Genomic DNA, 14230 nt, shown 5'->3' with positions numbered 1-14230 from the left:
TGAAACCTCTGAATTTTATACTCACGACGTTCTTAGCGTAGCGGAGCGCAGTATGCGATTTGATCAACATCTCGTCTCTTCAGCCGTTCTGGCGATGTGTTTATATCCACGGCAACCTTTATCAGCAGCCCTACTCATTGCCGGTGGTGTCTTGATCGACCTCGATCATCTGGTACTGTACATCAGTCGTACCGGCGATTGGAGTATTAGCGGTGCCCTCCACTACAATCGTTATCGCAATCGACTGCCGCGGCGTGGCGACAACCGGCCAAGGTACGGCTCATTACGTTCGTGGCTGCATCAACCGCTCCTTGTGGTACCAACACTTTGGGCATTGGCGCAGCACCATCGATGGATTCGTCCACTAGCGGCGGGGGTAACATTGCATCTGTTCCTCGATCATCTGGCAATGCCGGTTATCTGGGCTACATACCTGCGTGCCGGTGGGTGTTGCGTCCGTTGTGGAACGAACCAGCGGATTGATGTCTACCGACGGCCAGTGCAGCAGGGGGAAGATTGGCGCTGGGTAGTCTTATGCCGACGCTGTGCGAATGATCGGCGAACGTTTGCCGATGTGCTCGATGGGTGGCATCTATCACAACGTACAGTCCGGTCGTAATTGCGGTAAGATGCAGCGGGCAGCCATACTTGCCGCACGTTGAAGATGGATTGTAAAGGGATTATCCCTTGGCCTGGCGTAGATGACCACTGCTCTGCATGATAGGTGGTGCGTTGTCGTAATGACGGTAACGATCATCATCCACAACCTGTTACGATTCACCACCGAGGACTCCTCTAATACGTGGTACACTGAAAAGAGAAGCTAAAAACTTGCAAACACGCACTGTATATCTGACCGTCAGACGGTAAGGAGTTGGTGATGGATCCAGATGATGAGTTCCTTCCCGAGGATCCCATAACCGAACTAAGCCGCCTCGCCAGCGAAGCAATAGATGGACAGGCCAAAGGGGCGTCGTCGGCTGAACGGCGGCGACGCTGTGATCGCGTACTGGAAATGGAAGCGCAGGGATACCTTACCGACGAGCGCGCATATTTCCTGGCAGGCCTGGTCATGATCTGTGGTGAAACAGCAGCCGACTTTCGTCATGCCCATCGCTTTGCCCGGCGTGCCACAGAATTGGGTGACGAGCGGGCGTGGACACTGCGAGCGATGGCATGGGATCGCCTGCTCATCGAACTGGGCCAGCCACAGCACTTCGGCACGCAGATTATCCGCATCGGTGGGCGCTGGTCGCTTGGCGAGGTCAATCCACGAGTGACCGATTGGGAACGGGCCTTATTCGGTGTTCCACCGCTCTACGTACAGTTGCAACGGGTTGAGGAGTTACAGCGTTCGGAACGAGGTTGATACACGTTCCTTGTAGTTCACTACACGACTCACCATAGAGAGTAAGACAGCGCGCCGAACAAGATGATTGCAGGCGGAAATCTCTGTAACCTCTCTGTGGTGAGATTACTTTTTGTAGTATGTTAAAATCTGTACATTTTTTTCACCAATTTAAACCGCATTTTTACTCATAAAGTCTGTTCCCGTTCTAACAATGCTTGTAACGATAGCGTAATCTACACAGATTGCTCGTTGGACGCAGTGAATTGTACATTTTCATCATCCTATCAGGTTTTTCTCAGCATACCAGGGAGGGGGTTATGAGAAGACTTTCACTGCGTTCCGCCTTTGCATTCGGATTCAGCATCTTTATTATCGTGATTCTTGGGGTATTTGTGTATGGTTCAGCCGCTTCTCAGGCACGTGTCGAAATCTTTACACCCCAGGGATTCGCACCATGTGCAACCACCAACGCGCCAGCACCGGCTATCTTTCAAACTCAGAGCCTGCTTGCTCGTTTCGATTATTATCGGGTCCTTGAGCCACCTTTTGGTCCAGAACCGGTAGAAGTTGACATTACCTTCCCCGACGGTCGTATCTTTACCGTTGGTGCCAGCCAGTTGCTCGACGGCGTGATCGATATGCCTACGAATGTGCAGTTTGCCCGCTTTACCAACAATGGCGGTCAACTTTCGCTGACCATTACGGTACCGGGTACCTGGCCGTATGGCTGCTACCGACTGACCGGGCGCGGTTTGAGTAGCGGCGGGGCAAATACGGCATCGGCCTTCTTTGTTGTGATTCCAGGCGGACAACCAGGGCCAAGTGGTAATGCCACTATCCGGGCGACATTGAATGGTCAGGAGACGAATGTCATTCTACAGGGGCAGATCCTTGAGGTCGATGGTCGAGGCTTCATCGGCGGTGAATTGGTGTCGTTTTGGCTTACAGCACCCGACGGTACCGTCATCGATTTTCCGCCCGGCCAACAGGTGATACGGGCAACACCCGCTGGCGCAGTCTCAACTTCCTTCCAGTTTGAGGGTAAGAATCCGGTTGGGCGCTACACCGTAACCGCACTCGGTAATACCAGTGGGTTTCGCGCCTTTGCCCACTTTGAACTACGCTCACGACCGGTAACACCACGTGGGCCAGCCCGTCTGTCGGTGGTCGTTCCCTTCGGAGCGCAGGCTCCGCAACGCTCCATCTTTTATGCGAATGGCGATCTCTTCTTCCCCGGTGAACGAGTGGATCTGTGGTTAACGATGCCAGACGGCTCGGTGCGAGGTTTTCCCTCGACCTTTGCCGATCCGATAGCCGGTCAGTTCATGGTAGAACTGTTCCTCGATGAACGGTTGCCGGTTGGTTTCTACCAGCTTACCGCCCAGGGTGCGGTGAGTCAGCAACTGGTTATTGCCACCTTTACCCTGACCCAAACCAGCGACACGATTGCCAATCCGCAACCGGTACCGCTGATTGGGTTAGACAACAATCCCCTGACTCCACCTAATATTCCGTTCAACGATCCGAATCCTGCTGACATTAATGAGTACGGCAACCCTGATGAGTAAGTTGACATCTCATTAGCAATAGCTCAGCGGCACGTTCGTGCGTGCCCCCGGTAAGGCACCACCGGGTACGTGCGAGAACAGTTGCGCGTCGGTAGGCGAGGTAGTACCTTGATGTGACAATTTGCCGATAACGACAGGGCACTCACCTGCCGAGCGCCGATCCGACATATCCTGTTCCGAGCGATGCGGGTTAGCGCAGGTTATCCTCACTGAGATCGGTGTGCCATCCGAAAGCGTCATCTTCCTGCGCTGCGACGACGTTCGATAGCCTAGGCGCCACGACCATCGCCGTGGGATCTTATCTGGACGAGGCGGCGCCTCGCCCCTCCTTGTGAATCGTCTTGCATCCATCGACAAGGTTCATCCGTTGTGAGGTGATGATGGATTATTCGGATAGTCCTTGGCGCCTGATCAAAAACCTTGCTTTCTCATTGGGACATACCGTGCCTGAGCAATCCCTTTCTCGCCTTGTTTGGGAGCAGAAGGGGGCCAGGGGGATGGGTGAGGTGGCACCCTATCCCTTCCTCTCCCACACTGCGGGAGAGGAAGGGATAGGGGGTAGGTGAGGAGCCAGGCGTGCTCCTCGTTGCTCGCCACTTCAGCCGATACCCCTGCTAAGCGCCTGATCAAAACCTCGAGTTTCTGATCACACTCTTAAAGCATGGTAGGAATGAATGTTCAATGGGCCGGTTTTCGGTCGGGTTTGATAGGCCGATGAACGTCATACATCAGTTCACGTCGTAACAGTATACTATCAAGGGTAAGTTCCGAACCTGCCTCCCACACTCTCCTGATGTCATTCACTGCCTTCCCGATCAGCTTCGAGTGGTTTGGTCGGATCATTCCCCCACTCATTCCAGGAACCATCATAAATCGCTACCCGACGTCCGCTGACGATCTCGAAAGCCAGTGCAGTTGGCGTGGCTGAAACACCGCCGTTGCAATAAGCAACTACTTCACGATCATTGACGGCATCCGGATCGATACCAGCAGCGCGAAAGCGTTCACGGAGTTGATCAGGGGAAAGGTAAGTTTGGTGCGGCCCGCTGACCAGGCTCTGATAGAAAACGTTGTGGGCACCTGGAATGTGACCGCCACGGGCAGCACGTGATTCCAGACCGCGGTATTCTCGCTCGTGGCGAGCGTCGATCAAGAGCAGATCACGCTCCAGGGCTTGCAAGACTTGATCGGCTGTTTTCCGCAGGTGCGGTTGTGGTCGTGGCGTGAAAGTTGCCGGTGGGTAATTGGGAACCTCCGTAGTTAGCGGACGCCCCTCGGCCAGCCATTTCACCAGCCCACCATTTAAAACCCGAACGCGCTCGAAACCATAATAGCGCAGCACCCACATCAGACGACCGGCAAACATTGAAAACCAGTCATCGTAAGCAACAACCACACAATCGTCACCGATACCGCGCTTCCCTAGCTCGTAAGCAATTTTGGCCGGTGGAGCGACCTGCACGGGCGTCGGGTCATCAAGGTCAACAATGTCACGTGTCCAGTCAATGTAGACGGCGCCCGGAATATGACCGGCGGCGTAATCGTCGTGGCGGGCAAAGTAGTGCGGTTTAGGTGCAGTAGGTGGCAAGACGGTTCCACGCATATCGACGATCCGCAGTTGCGGGTGACCGAGATGGGCTGCCAGCCAGTCAGTTTCAACCAGGGGCCCTGATGGTAGCTCTATCTCTATACTCATACGGCTCCTCGGTAATGGTCATGACAAGCGATGGTTCAAACACACTGTGACCTCGGTGTCATAGTGGTTGGTTGCACCACAAGACACAAAGGTCACAGCGACCGACAGCAATGCGTCTCACCTGCTCGTTAGACGATGATATTCATCGGTGCTTCGAGCAGTTTACGCAACTCTTGCAGGTACTGCGCGCCGACCGCCCCATCGACAACCCGATGATCGGCACTGAGGGTAAGGTTCATCACCTGACCAATGACGATCTGGTCGTTGCGTACCACCGGAACTTTACGCACCGCACCAACAGCCAGAGAAGCAGCCTGTGGTACCGAGATAATCGAGCCGAACTCGACAATTCCAAACATCCCAAGGTTAGTGACCTGGAACGTCGCTCCTTCAAGTTCCTGTTGCTTAATCTTGCCCTCACGAGCGCGCAGTGCCATGTCACGAATTTCGGCACTAATGACGCTAATGCTCTTTTTATCGGCATCGCGAACAACTGGCGCTACCAGACCATCATCAAGGGCCACGGCCACACCGATGTTGATCTGGCTATGACGCACGATACCGGGTTGACCGTCAGCAGTCTGGCTATAACTGACATTCACTGCCGGTACTTTGCTTAAGGCCTTCGCCGCAGCTTTAACCACGAGATCATTAATTGAAATGCGGGTTCCACTGGCGGTAATCTGCTCACGCAATGCTACCAGCGCGTCAGCATCGACCTCGATGGTCAGATAGATGTGCGGTACACCAGGCTTGCTATCGGTCATTGCGCGAGCAATAGTCCTACGCATCCGACTCAGCGGTTCGGCGCCGACCAGTTTTGGCGCCGGTGCAGGTGTCGGGGTGCGTGCTGGCGCTGGTGCAGGCGCCGGCGTTGGGGGTGACACCGGTACAGGCGTCGGCGCCGGGGCAGATGGTGTCACCACAGGCGCTGGCCCAGCAGCACCACGTCGGGCCGCAAACTCTTCAACATTCTCCTTGATAATACGACCGCCTGGACCGGTACCTACTACCTGGCGCAAATCAATCCCTAGCTCTTCGGCCAGGCGTCGGGCAACCGGTGATGCCTTAATCCGACCATTGTCATCACCACCGACAGCCGGTGCGGGCGTAGCCGACTCTGCTACTGCTGCTGGAGACACTGCCTGAACGGTGACTGGAGTGACAGCCGATGCCGAGGGAGCCGATGGTTGCGTCGTGACTGGTGGTATTGACGGTGTTGGCGCAACGGGTGCCGCACTATCACCGATGATCGCGATCGGATGCCCAATCGGCACGGTCTGTCCTTCTGGGATCAAAATCTGTTGCAGAACACCGGCTTCAAAAGCTTCCAGTTCCATTGTGGCCTTATCGGTCTCGATTTCGGCGATGATGTCACCAACAGCAATCTGATCGCCGACTTTCTTCAACCAGCGGCCTACAGTGCCTTCCGACATCGTGTCGGAGAGACGAGGCATGGTTACTTCACCCATGGAGCCTCCTATTCCTCATAACCGTATCGTTATCGCATGCGCTTCGTGCCACGCATGACCTGCCGAATGGCGTAAATCAGATTATTGGCATTTGGTTTTGAAGCTGCCGACAGCTCTTTGGCGTAGGGCAACGGCACTTCAAGGCCGGCGACCCGGTAAACTGGCGCATCGAGATAATCAAAGGCTTCTTCCTGAATTGTCGCCGCGATTTCAGCCGTTACACCGTATGAGTACCAGTCTTCCGCGATCACAACGGCGCGATTCGTCTTCTTCACCGATTCGATGATGGTGGGTCGGTCAAGCGGGCGGAGCGAACGCAGATCAACGACCTCGACACTAATGCCCTCTTGTTCCATCCGCTGCGCAACTTGCAATGCTACGGCTGTCATTCGTGAATAAGAGACAACCGTCACATCGGTACCCGGTCGCTTTACGTCGGCAATCCCAATCGGAAGGACGTAATCATCATCTTCTGGTACTTCACCCTTAGTATCGTAGAGCGCCAGCGACTCGATAAAGATCACTGGATCATCATCACGGATGGCAGCCCGTAATAAACCTTTGGCATCGTAAGGTGTGGCCGGTGCGACCACCTTGAGGCCAGGACAGTAGGCAAACCAGTTCTCGAATGACTGCGAGTGGGTGGCTGCTAGTTGGCCAGTGCCACCTGAAGGTGTTCGGATCACCAGCGGCACACTGACCTGCCCACCGAACATATAATGAATCTTCGCCGCATGATTGACGATCTGATCGATAGCGACCAGGATAAAGTTGATCGTCATTATCTCGACCACCGGACGCAGGCCGAGCATCGCAGCGCCGATAGCGACTCCAACGAATCCCTCTTCCGCAATCGGGGTATCAACAACGCGCTTGGGGCCAAACTCGGCCAGCAAGCCCTCGGTGACCCGATACGAACCCTGAAACACGCCAATCTCTTCACCCATGAGCAAGACATTTGGATCACGGGCTAACTCCTCGCCAAGGGTGTCATTCAGGGCCTGGCGATACGTAATAACAGGCATAACAACCTCTTTAGTCCATGCAACATCCGCTACACCACACGGAACATCGGGAAAGCGGATGACACTCCACTATAACCGGCTATACGTCAAACTCACCGTGATTGATCTTTACCGCACGAATAGCATCTTCGGTCGTTGGTGTATTTGGTACCGGTGTGGCATACATATACTTGTAGAGATCCTCAAACTTCGGATCGGGACTGTTGTTGGCGAAATCAATTGCCTCCTGTACTTCGCGTTCAACCCGTTCGGTAACCGCCTTAAGCCAGGCATCATCAATAACGCCGTGCTCAAGCAGGAGCGTGGCAAATTTTCGGATCGGATCGTACAATTCGCGACCCCGGCGGACTGCTTCAGGATCACGGTAGCGATCGGAGTCAATAACCGAATGACCACGGAAACGAAAGCTAACCGCATCAATAATCGCCGGTTCACCCTCGGCTTCGGCTCGTGCTCGTAATCGGCGCACGACATCGCGCACCGCGAGCACATCGGTGCCGTCAACACGCTCACCGTAAATGCGGAATGATGCACCTTTCTTCCATAGATCGGGTTCTGATGAACCGGCTTCCACTGAAGTGCCCATACCGTAGCCGTTATTGACAATGAAGAAGAGCACCGGACATTTCCAGAGTTTAGCTAGATTGAGTGACTCGTAGAATGCACCAATATTGGTGGTTCCATCACCCATTTGCGCAACGACCACACCCGGCTTATTCTGATAACGCAGCGCGTAGGCGGCACCCACGGCCAATGGCACCTGTCCACCAACAATGGCATAGCCACCCATAAAGTTGGTCTTGCGGTCGAACAGGTGCATCGATCCGCCACGACCACCGGATACACCGGTCTCTTTACCGAAGAGTTCGGCCATTACTGGGCCGGGTGGTACACCACGGGCAATAATGTAACCGTGCTCGCGATAATTGGTGAAGATATAGTCGTCGGGAGTCAGCGCTGCCATCAAGCCAACGATGGTAGCCTCTTCGCCAAGATTGAGGTGACAATACCCGCCAATTTTGGCTTTCACGTACATCTCGCCGGCGCGCTCTTCAAAACGTCGTAACAGAAGCATCTGGTAGTAGTAGTGCTTCAATTCATCGACAGTAGCACGCTCAAGCAGTGGTTGAGTCGTTTCGGCAACTTCGGCCATTGTTGTGGTCTCCTCTCTTATGCTGGGCGTTCCGCTCCGGCAGGAAGGGGATATGAGCCGGTTTGGTGCGCCATCTGTTATTGCTACCACACTCCCGCGAGTGTGGGTTGCGCTCTAGGTGCTACCCAAACCAGAGGTTTAGGCTTGCGCCTGATACCGACGAAGGCAGATTGTTCAAACAGGTAAGAAGCACCCGCTCTATCCGGTATCGTGTAAGGGTTACCGTTCTGACAAGCAATGACGGTATCGCAAAACTGATTGACACAATGCTTTTTACACGAGTACATCTACAAACGCGACAGTCGTGGCTTCGTTGCAATTGTTCTGTGCCGCATTACCATGCTTCGCCGATGATTCACGAGCCGGTATAAAGGTTGGGGATGTCCTTACCTGCTTAAGGTTGTTAGGTTTGCAGACGGTCATTACATCCCCGGTGGCACGACTTCGCGCGTGAAGGCATGGGTGTCGGCGCCACAGCGTGGACAATGCCTAGGTGGATCGAGGGTACGTACAATCTCACCACATACCCCGCAAACCCAACGCATAGCAATCTGGCGCACAAGATCAGAACGGCTGACGATTCCAACCACTTTCCCATTCTCAACGACCGGTACCCGTCGGATGCGCTGGTTGGTCAAGAGATGTTGGATATGTTCGACTTCGGTGTCGGCGCTCACACTGATGACACTCCGCGTCATGATTTCTTTGACGGTACGTCCTTCTTTGGCAATCAGGTCATGTTCGGTGACGAGGCCAACCAGCATGCCATGGGAATTGATAACCGGCAAACCACTGATCCGGTTGCGCGTCATCAGACGGGCCGCGTCTTCAACAGTGGCATCATCGTTGACGCAAATCACATTGCGGGTCATGATCTCGTGCGCTTTCATTCTGAGTTACCTTTCGTTATCTTCAGTCGTGATATTATTCACGAGAATAGTTGCTCAAACAACTCAATTCTAGTATAGCAGAGATCGTCAACCTGTCGGCGAGGTGAATCGGGGCGCAGTGTCGCTGTGCTATCATGCTAACGAAACATTAGCGTTTGGTGCCCCGAACAAAAATGTTGGGCCATGGTTGAAATGTCGTGGGGATAGTGTCACGGAGATGTACCTGATCTCCTACGTAGACGGTGCGATAGATCTCAACCCGTAGTCCGTCACGAGCAGTATCGGTTTGCCGAATCACACCGCTCGGTAGAGTAGGATCATCAACATACACCGGTTGAGTCGGTGCGGGCATTCGTTCGAGAATACGGTAGGTATACTCGACCCGTCGATTGGTTGGCTGACCGTAGAGAGTGATCGTGAATTGTTGACGACGGAGATCAACTGTCCCACTCAAGAGCAACCACCCCCCGGTATCATTAACAAAGCGCAAGTCGTTGACACCGGTAAAGATGGCAGCATCGAGACCAGGTGGTTCACCGAGTTCTTCATACCAACCGATGCGAAACGAATGGGCATGCCGTTCGGTGATGGGTAAGCCGGCAAAAAAGGCTGCGCGAAAGACGGTTGTACTGACCTGACAAAGCCCGCCGCCCCACTCTTTTTGCGTTCGATTGTCAACGATGGCGTAGCCTTCGACGAAGCCACGCTCGGCGGTGACCGGCCCAAGGGTGGTGTTGAATGAGAACGTAGCGCCGGGTGGTATGAGGACTCCGTCGATCTGTCGGGTACCCGCCTGAATATTTGTGATCCGGTAGTCAGCCGAGTTGCGGAATGAGCTGACTCCCACGCCAACCGGTGCTCTGATGCCGAGCATCGCTAGATTTTCGGCAGTAACCGGTGGTGGCAGATCACGAAGTGGCAGGATAACCGTCCGTTCGTTGCTGTAAAGAGCAGCGTTGATTCGGGCAAGCGTCTCTTCAACTGCCAGCCCACGACCAGGGGTGCCAGGAGTACGAATTCGCAAATCACCGTTGTTCCAGTCGACTCTTGGTAACCCTCCTTCTTCCCGTAAGGCAGCCGCAATGGGGTTCAACATGGCACGAATAGCAGACTGATCAATCGTAACCGCGAGCGCCGGACGCCCATCAATGGCAGTTAACCTGCGTAGTTTGATCCAGGAAGCAATCTGATCGAGTGACCATTCCCAGCGACATTCGGGTTGACATCGTCCACCCCGACCTTCCAGCCGGAGCGGGCCACTAAGGAGTAGACGCAATTCGCTCACTGTTGGGGCAAGATCACTGTCACGAACGGTTGGTTCGAGGATTCGGGTACGGATCGTAACCTCTTGCGGTTGCAGATGTTGCACAGCCGCAGCTATATCAGCTAGGGTTTCGTCAATCAACGTCTGGCGACCCCATTGTTCAAGGCCGACAATTACTGTACTTCCGTGCAGATCGACGCTGGCATTTTGCGGTGGCCGATCAATTTCAGCGGCAATAGCTTTGAGAGTTTCCTGCGCAACCCGCTGATCGAAGGTAAGACGGATCGGCAAATCAACGCCATACTGCCAGGTTGCGGCTGCCATTCGCAGGTTCACTGACCGCTCTGCCTGATGACCAATGGCAAATGCTACATCAAGCGCCTCATCAATAGCCAGTCTCAGGCCAAGGTCTTCGGCTGCCGGTCGCCAAATCTGATCGTTGAACGAGAGCGTTATCGGTGTTGCAAGGAAATCGGCATAACGACGCTGCAAAGCAGCTCTTGCCTCGGCTCGAGTCATGCCGCCGATTGGGAGACCGCGCACGCTGATGTTGGGGTAAATGCGATCAGCCAGGATACGCTCGAAGAGCAGGAGACTACCGTAGACCAGCACCCCAACCAGGCTGACAAGCGCAAACATTACCAGCAACCATTCCACAAACCGCCAGAAGGACATCCGACGGTGATGATGAACGTTGGCCGGTAGTTGGTGTTCCATACATTCATGCACGGCGTCTCAATGGGAAGGAATGCGGTTGTGTCTTTAGTCTAACGTTCTGCTGTACAAGTGTCAAGTGCTATCTATATTGCGGGAGAGCTATGCAACGTTTTCCTCCTTCTCAGCAGTCGCAGGCGAGCGGCGAGAGCAACGAGTGCAGGAGCGACAGCTTCCTGTTCCGATAGTGCTCTGCCGCCAGGCTTTCTTCTTGGTACGGTGATGATGCCTGTTACCGTATTGTAGGGGCGGATTCTCCTCTACCCCTTGGGGTAGAATCGGCTGAGATGTACGGGTGTCTGTGCACCTATCCCTCGCTCCCCTTCCGCTCCTCTGCCGGGAGAAGAAGGGGCTGGGGGAGGATGCGGGGGCAATTTCCCGGTCTGCTATGGGGGAAGGGGCGTGGGCGATTTCCCCCCTTCCTCATCCCCTGCTGGGAGAGGAAGGGGAGGGTGCGGGGGGACCTGCATTCTACGGAACGAACGCATAATGCATAATGAAGTCAGGGGAATAGTGATATAATTGCTGTATCCGGTACTCGCCGGCGCAAAGGTATTCAGGGTGGTCGCATGCCGCGATTTGGCGCACACATGTCGATTTCGGGCGGTGTCTCAAAGTCATTTGCCCGCGGTGAATCGGTTGGATTAGAGGCGATGCAAATTTTCGCCAAGAACGAACGGCAGTGGACGGCGAAGCCCATTTCTCCCGAGGAAACTGCGTTGTTTCGAGCTGAGCAGCAGCGAACCGGTATTCATCCGGTCATCGTTCACGACTCATATCTTATCAATCTGGCTGCTCCTGCCGACGATCTGCGCGAAAAGTCGATTACGGCGTTCGCCGATGAGCTAGAACGCTGTGCCCAACTCGGCATTCCATATCTGGTGACCCATCCCGGTGCCCATACCGGTAGCGGAGAGGAGGCTGGCCTGGCGCGAGTCGCTGAGGCAATTTGCCGGTTACTGGCTGATGGTGTGGGTGGTAACACGGTGATTTTACTTGAGACGACCGCCGGTCAGGGAACGGCGTTGGGGTATCGCTTTGAACATCTAGCCCGTTTGTTCGAGTTGATTCCATACCACAACCGGCTAGGGATTTGCGTTGATACCTGTCATATTTTCGCTGCCGGTTATAATATTCGTGATCGCGCCTCTTATGAGGCAACGTTTGCTGAACTTGATCGACTGATTGGCCTTGAATGGGTTAAATGTTTTCACCTGAACGACTCACAGAAGGAGTTGGGAAGTCGGGTTGACCGCCATGCGCATATTGGTCAAGGATGTATTGGACTCGAAGCGTTCCGGTTGCTCGTCAATGATCCTCGTTTTGCCAGTTTGCCAATGATTATTGAGACACCGAAAGGCGAGGACATGGCTGAAGATCGTATGAATCTGGCCGTGTTACGCTCGCTCGTGAGTTCGCCAGTATCATAACAGGGTAGGTGCCGGGAACAAGCTTTGGAAATGAGCGGGGAGCAGATTGCTATGTGGCGTAAATTGCTGTTGGTCGTTTTACTACTGGGAATTGGGTATCTGATCTGGCGACGAATGCAGAACGCCGGTGGATCAGCACCGGTGACCGATCTATCGGCAAAGCCACCGATGCCAGTGCCATCGACACCGCCACCATCACCTGCGTCCTCACCGCCAGCACCGTCAACACCGTCAGCAACCGGCAGTGCACCACGACCAGTTGTTACGCGCATTCATCGTGGCGCACCGCCGTCAACTCGTCGAAGTACGGCTCCTCCTTCTGGTGATGCTGCTTCCGCCAGACGTAACGGCGTTGATAGCCCGTCAGGGAAGCCAGCACCAGAAACAGCGGCGCATGCTGCGTCGGTGACAACACCTGGGCTATCTGAAACGGCAGGTTCAGCCTCGTCGTTACCAGAGACGACGCATGATCAGGGGACATCTCCCGCCGAAACAGCTTCTGCGGAAGTGAGTGTTTCAGTAGCAACCATCCCTGAACCAGATCAATTAGTTGTCCACGGTGAGGTGGCAGATTCGACCACCACGACAACCACTACCACCTCTGATCAAGCAGCATCCGAAGCTGAAGCGGTAGCTGATCCTATGTTGAGCGATTTCACACCGATTGACATTAATCGAGCGGATCGCGAGGCATTGATGGCATTACCGGGTATCGGGCCGGTATTGGCTGAACGCATCATCGCCTATCGCGAAGCTCATGGCCCCTTTAAGAGCGTTGATGATCTGACAGCGATTGCTGGTATTGGTGAGCGTAATATCAACATCTTCCGCAAACTAGTGCGCGTTGATCCCAATGATTGAACCATTCTTGTTGCAGGGTGGCGATCACGCCTGTCTTCTGGTACACGGTTTTGTCGGCGACCCCGGTGAAATGCGCGATCTCGGCGAATATCTCGCCGGGGCTGGTTTTACGGTGTTTGGCATCCGTCTCCCCGGCCATACTGGACGACCGGAAGACCTTATGGATGTGCGCTGGACGGATTGGCTGGCGGCGGTGCGTCTCGCATTTGATGCCCTCACCAGGCGCGCAGCTACCGTCTCGGTAGTTGGTTTTTCGCTCGGCGGTGCCCTATCAGCGCTGTTGGCTACTCAGCGTCCGGTGCAACGGTTGGTCATGCTGGCAACGCCGTACCGTTTGGGTGGTGACTGGCGAGTCGATCTGTTGGGCATCGCACGCTACGTAACGCCCTGGTTTTATTTGCTAGAACGAGCTGATTTCAGCAGCGATGAGCTGCGAGCGTCGATCTGGCGTCGTCAGCCCGATCTCGATCTTGATGACCCCGCAGTACAACAGATATTACGTCGCTCGGTCAAGGTGTCGGTTGCTGCTGCCGATGAACTACGTCTAGCCCTGGCCGCAGCCCGTCGTGCTTTACCACAGGTGCGTGTACCAACCCTGGTTATGCACGGTCACGATGATAACACTGCCGATCCGGAGAGTGCGGCTGCCATTGCATCACGGCTTGGCAGTTCGCGTTGCGAACTACGCTACTGGCCAGCGACAGGGCATCAACTCCTGCTTACCGGCCCGTACCAGACTGCTATCTTTCGGCGGATTGAACGTTTTCTGAGACGATAGCAGGTGTAGAATCCGATCCATCATCAAC

12 protein-coding genes are annotated in these 14230 nt (G+C 54.6%); 6 read left to right on the top strand and 6 right to left on the bottom strand.

The features are described from left to right. Nucleotides 1–52 precede the first annotated feature (52 nt). The 3 genes from QTO31_RS16190 (at nucleotide 53) to QTO31_RS16180 (ending at nucleotide 2919) form a co-directional block, all read left to right on the top strand. Complete coding sequence (locus tag QTO31_RS16190) at nucleotides 53–619, top strand: hypothetical protein (protein WP_301430122.1); 567 nt, start codon at nucleotides 53–55, stop codon at nucleotides 617–619. A gap of 261 nt (nucleotides 620–880) precedes the next feature. Beyond that, complete coding sequence (locus QTO31_RS16185) at nucleotides 881–1369, top strand: hypothetical protein (protein WP_031458185.1); 489 nt, start codon at nucleotides 881–883, stop codon at nucleotides 1367–1369. A gap of 299 nt (nucleotides 1370–1668) precedes the next feature. Continuing rightward, nucleotides 1669–2919, top strand: coding sequence for a hypothetical protein (locus QTO31_RS16180; protein ID WP_301430120.1), 1251 nt, complete (start codon nucleotides 1669–1671; stop codon nucleotides 2917–2919). A gap of 796 nt (nucleotides 2920–3715) precedes the next feature. On the opposite strand, the gene QTO31_RS16175 is transcribed toward QTO31_RS16180, so the two are convergent. The 6 genes from QTO31_RS16175 to QTO31_RS16150 form a co-directional block, all read right to left on the bottom strand. Beyond that, entirely contained in the window at nucleotides 3716–4615 is a 900-nt protein-coding gene (locus tag QTO31_RS16175; protein WP_031458188.1) for a sulfurtransferase, read from the bottom strand. 128 nt (nucleotides 4616–4743) lie between these two features. Next, nucleotides 4744–6087, bottom strand: coding sequence for a dihydrolipoamide acetyltransferase family protein (locus tag QTO31_RS16170; RefSeq protein WP_301430119.1), 1344 nt, complete (start codon nucleotides 6085–6087; stop codon nucleotides 4744–4746). Nucleotides 6088–6116: 29 nt separating this feature from the next. Then, nucleotides 6117–7112 (bottom strand): pyruvate dehydrogenase complex E1 component subunit beta, encoded by a 996-nt coding sequence (locus QTO31_RS16165; protein WP_031458190.1) that lies wholly within the window; start codon nucleotides 7110–7112, stop codon nucleotides 6117–6119. 79 nt (nucleotides 7113–7191) lie between these two features. Further along, a complete protein-coding gene (gene pdhA / locus QTO31_RS16160; RefSeq protein WP_031458191.1) occupies nucleotides 7192–8265 on the bottom strand; it encodes a pyruvate dehydrogenase (acetyl-transferring) E1 component subunit alpha in 1074 nt (357 codons plus the stop codon). A gap of 422 nt (nucleotides 8266–8687) precedes the next feature. After that, nucleotides 8688–9155, bottom strand: coding sequence for a CBS domain-containing protein (locus QTO31_RS16155; RefSeq protein WP_301430117.1), 468 nt, complete (start codon nucleotides 9153–9155; stop codon nucleotides 8688–8690). 148 nt (nucleotides 9156–9303) lie between these two features. Further along, a complete protein-coding gene (locus QTO31_RS16150) occupies nucleotides 9304–11136 on the bottom strand; it encodes a VanW family protein (RefSeq protein WP_301430116.1) in 1833 nt (610 codons plus the stop codon). Nucleotides 11137–11702: 566 nt separating this feature from the next. Here QTO31_RS16150 and QTO31_RS16145 point away from each other — a divergent pair. Genes QTO31_RS16145 through QTO31_RS16135 form a run of 3 tightly spaced genes read left to right on the top strand, consistent with a single transcriptional unit; the run spans nucleotide 11703 to nucleotide 14202 of the window. Continuing rightward, nucleotides 11703–12563, top strand: coding sequence for a deoxyribonuclease IV (locus tag QTO31_RS16145; protein WP_031458194.1), 861 nt, complete (start codon nucleotides 11703–11705; stop codon nucleotides 12561–12563). A 51-nt stretch (nucleotides 12564–12614) separates the two neighbouring features. Next, nucleotides 12615–13424 (top strand): ComEA family DNA-binding protein, encoded by an 810-nt coding sequence (locus QTO31_RS16140; RefSeq protein WP_031458195.1) that lies wholly within the window; start codon nucleotides 12615–12617, stop codon nucleotides 13422–13424. Next, nucleotides 13417–14202: an alpha/beta hydrolase gene (locus QTO31_RS16135; protein ID WP_031458196.1), complete on the top strand. Its 786-nt coding sequence runs from the start codon at nucleotides 13417–13419 to the stop codon at nucleotides 14200–14202. Before QTO31_RS16140 ends, QTO31_RS16135 begins: the two co-directional genes overlap by 8 nt. The last annotated feature ends 28 nt before the right edge of the window (nucleotides 14203–14230 follow it).

The sequence above is a fragment of the Chloroflexus sp. MS-CIW-1 genome (assembly GCF_030444705.1).
In the GTDB taxonomy this organism is placed as follows: Bacteria; Chloroflexota; Chloroflexia; order Chloroflexales; family Chloroflexaceae; genus Chloroflexus.
The sequence above is the reverse complement of the archived record's forward strand: the minus strand, read 5'-3'. Positions and strand labels throughout refer to the sequence as shown.

Coding starts and splice junctions, on each gene's coding strand:
- QTO31_RS16150 (WP_301430116.1), bottom strand. CDS start 11,136: ATGGAACACCAACTACCGGCCAACGTTCATCATCACCGTCGGATGTCC.
- QTO31_RS16155 (WP_301430117.1), bottom strand. CDS start 9,155: ATGAAAGCGCACGAGATCATGACCCGCAATGTGATTTGCGTCAACGAT.
- QTO31_RS16190 (WP_301430122.1), top strand. CDS start 53: ATGCGATTTGATCAACATCTCGTCTCTTCAGCCGTTCTGGCGATGTGT.
- QTO31_RS16175 (WP_031458188.1), bottom strand. CDS start 4,615: ATGAGTATAGAGATAGAGCTACCATCAGGGCCCCTGGTTGAAACTGAC.
- QTO31_RS16135 (WP_031458196.1), top strand. CDS start 13,417: ATGATTGAACCATTCTTGTTGCAGGGTGGCGATCACGCCTGTCTTCTG.
- QTO31_RS16180 (WP_301430120.1), top strand. CDS start 1,669: ATGAGAAGACTTTCACTGCGTTCCGCCTTTGCATTCGGATTCAGCATC.
- QTO31_RS16145 (WP_031458194.1), top strand. CDS start 11,703: ATGCCGCGATTTGGCGCACACATGTCGATTTCGGGCGGTGTCTCAAAG.
- pdhA (WP_031458191.1), bottom strand. CDS start 8,265: ATGGCCGAAGTTGCCGAAACGACTCAACCACTGCTTGAGCGTGCTACT.
- QTO31_RS16170 (WP_301430119.1), bottom strand. CDS start 6,087: ATGGGTGAAGTAACCATGCCTCGTCTCTCCGACACGATGTCGGAAGGC.
- QTO31_RS16185 (WP_031458185.1), top strand. CDS start 881: ATGGATCCAGATGATGAGTTCCTTCCCGAGGATCCCATAACCGAACTA.
- QTO31_RS16165 (WP_031458190.1), bottom strand. CDS start 7,112: ATGCCTGTTATTACGTATCGCCAGGCCCTGAATGACACCCTTGGCGAG.
- QTO31_RS16140 (WP_031458195.1), top strand. CDS start 12,615: ATGTGGCGTAAATTGCTGTTGGTCGTTTTACTACTGGGAATTGGGTAT.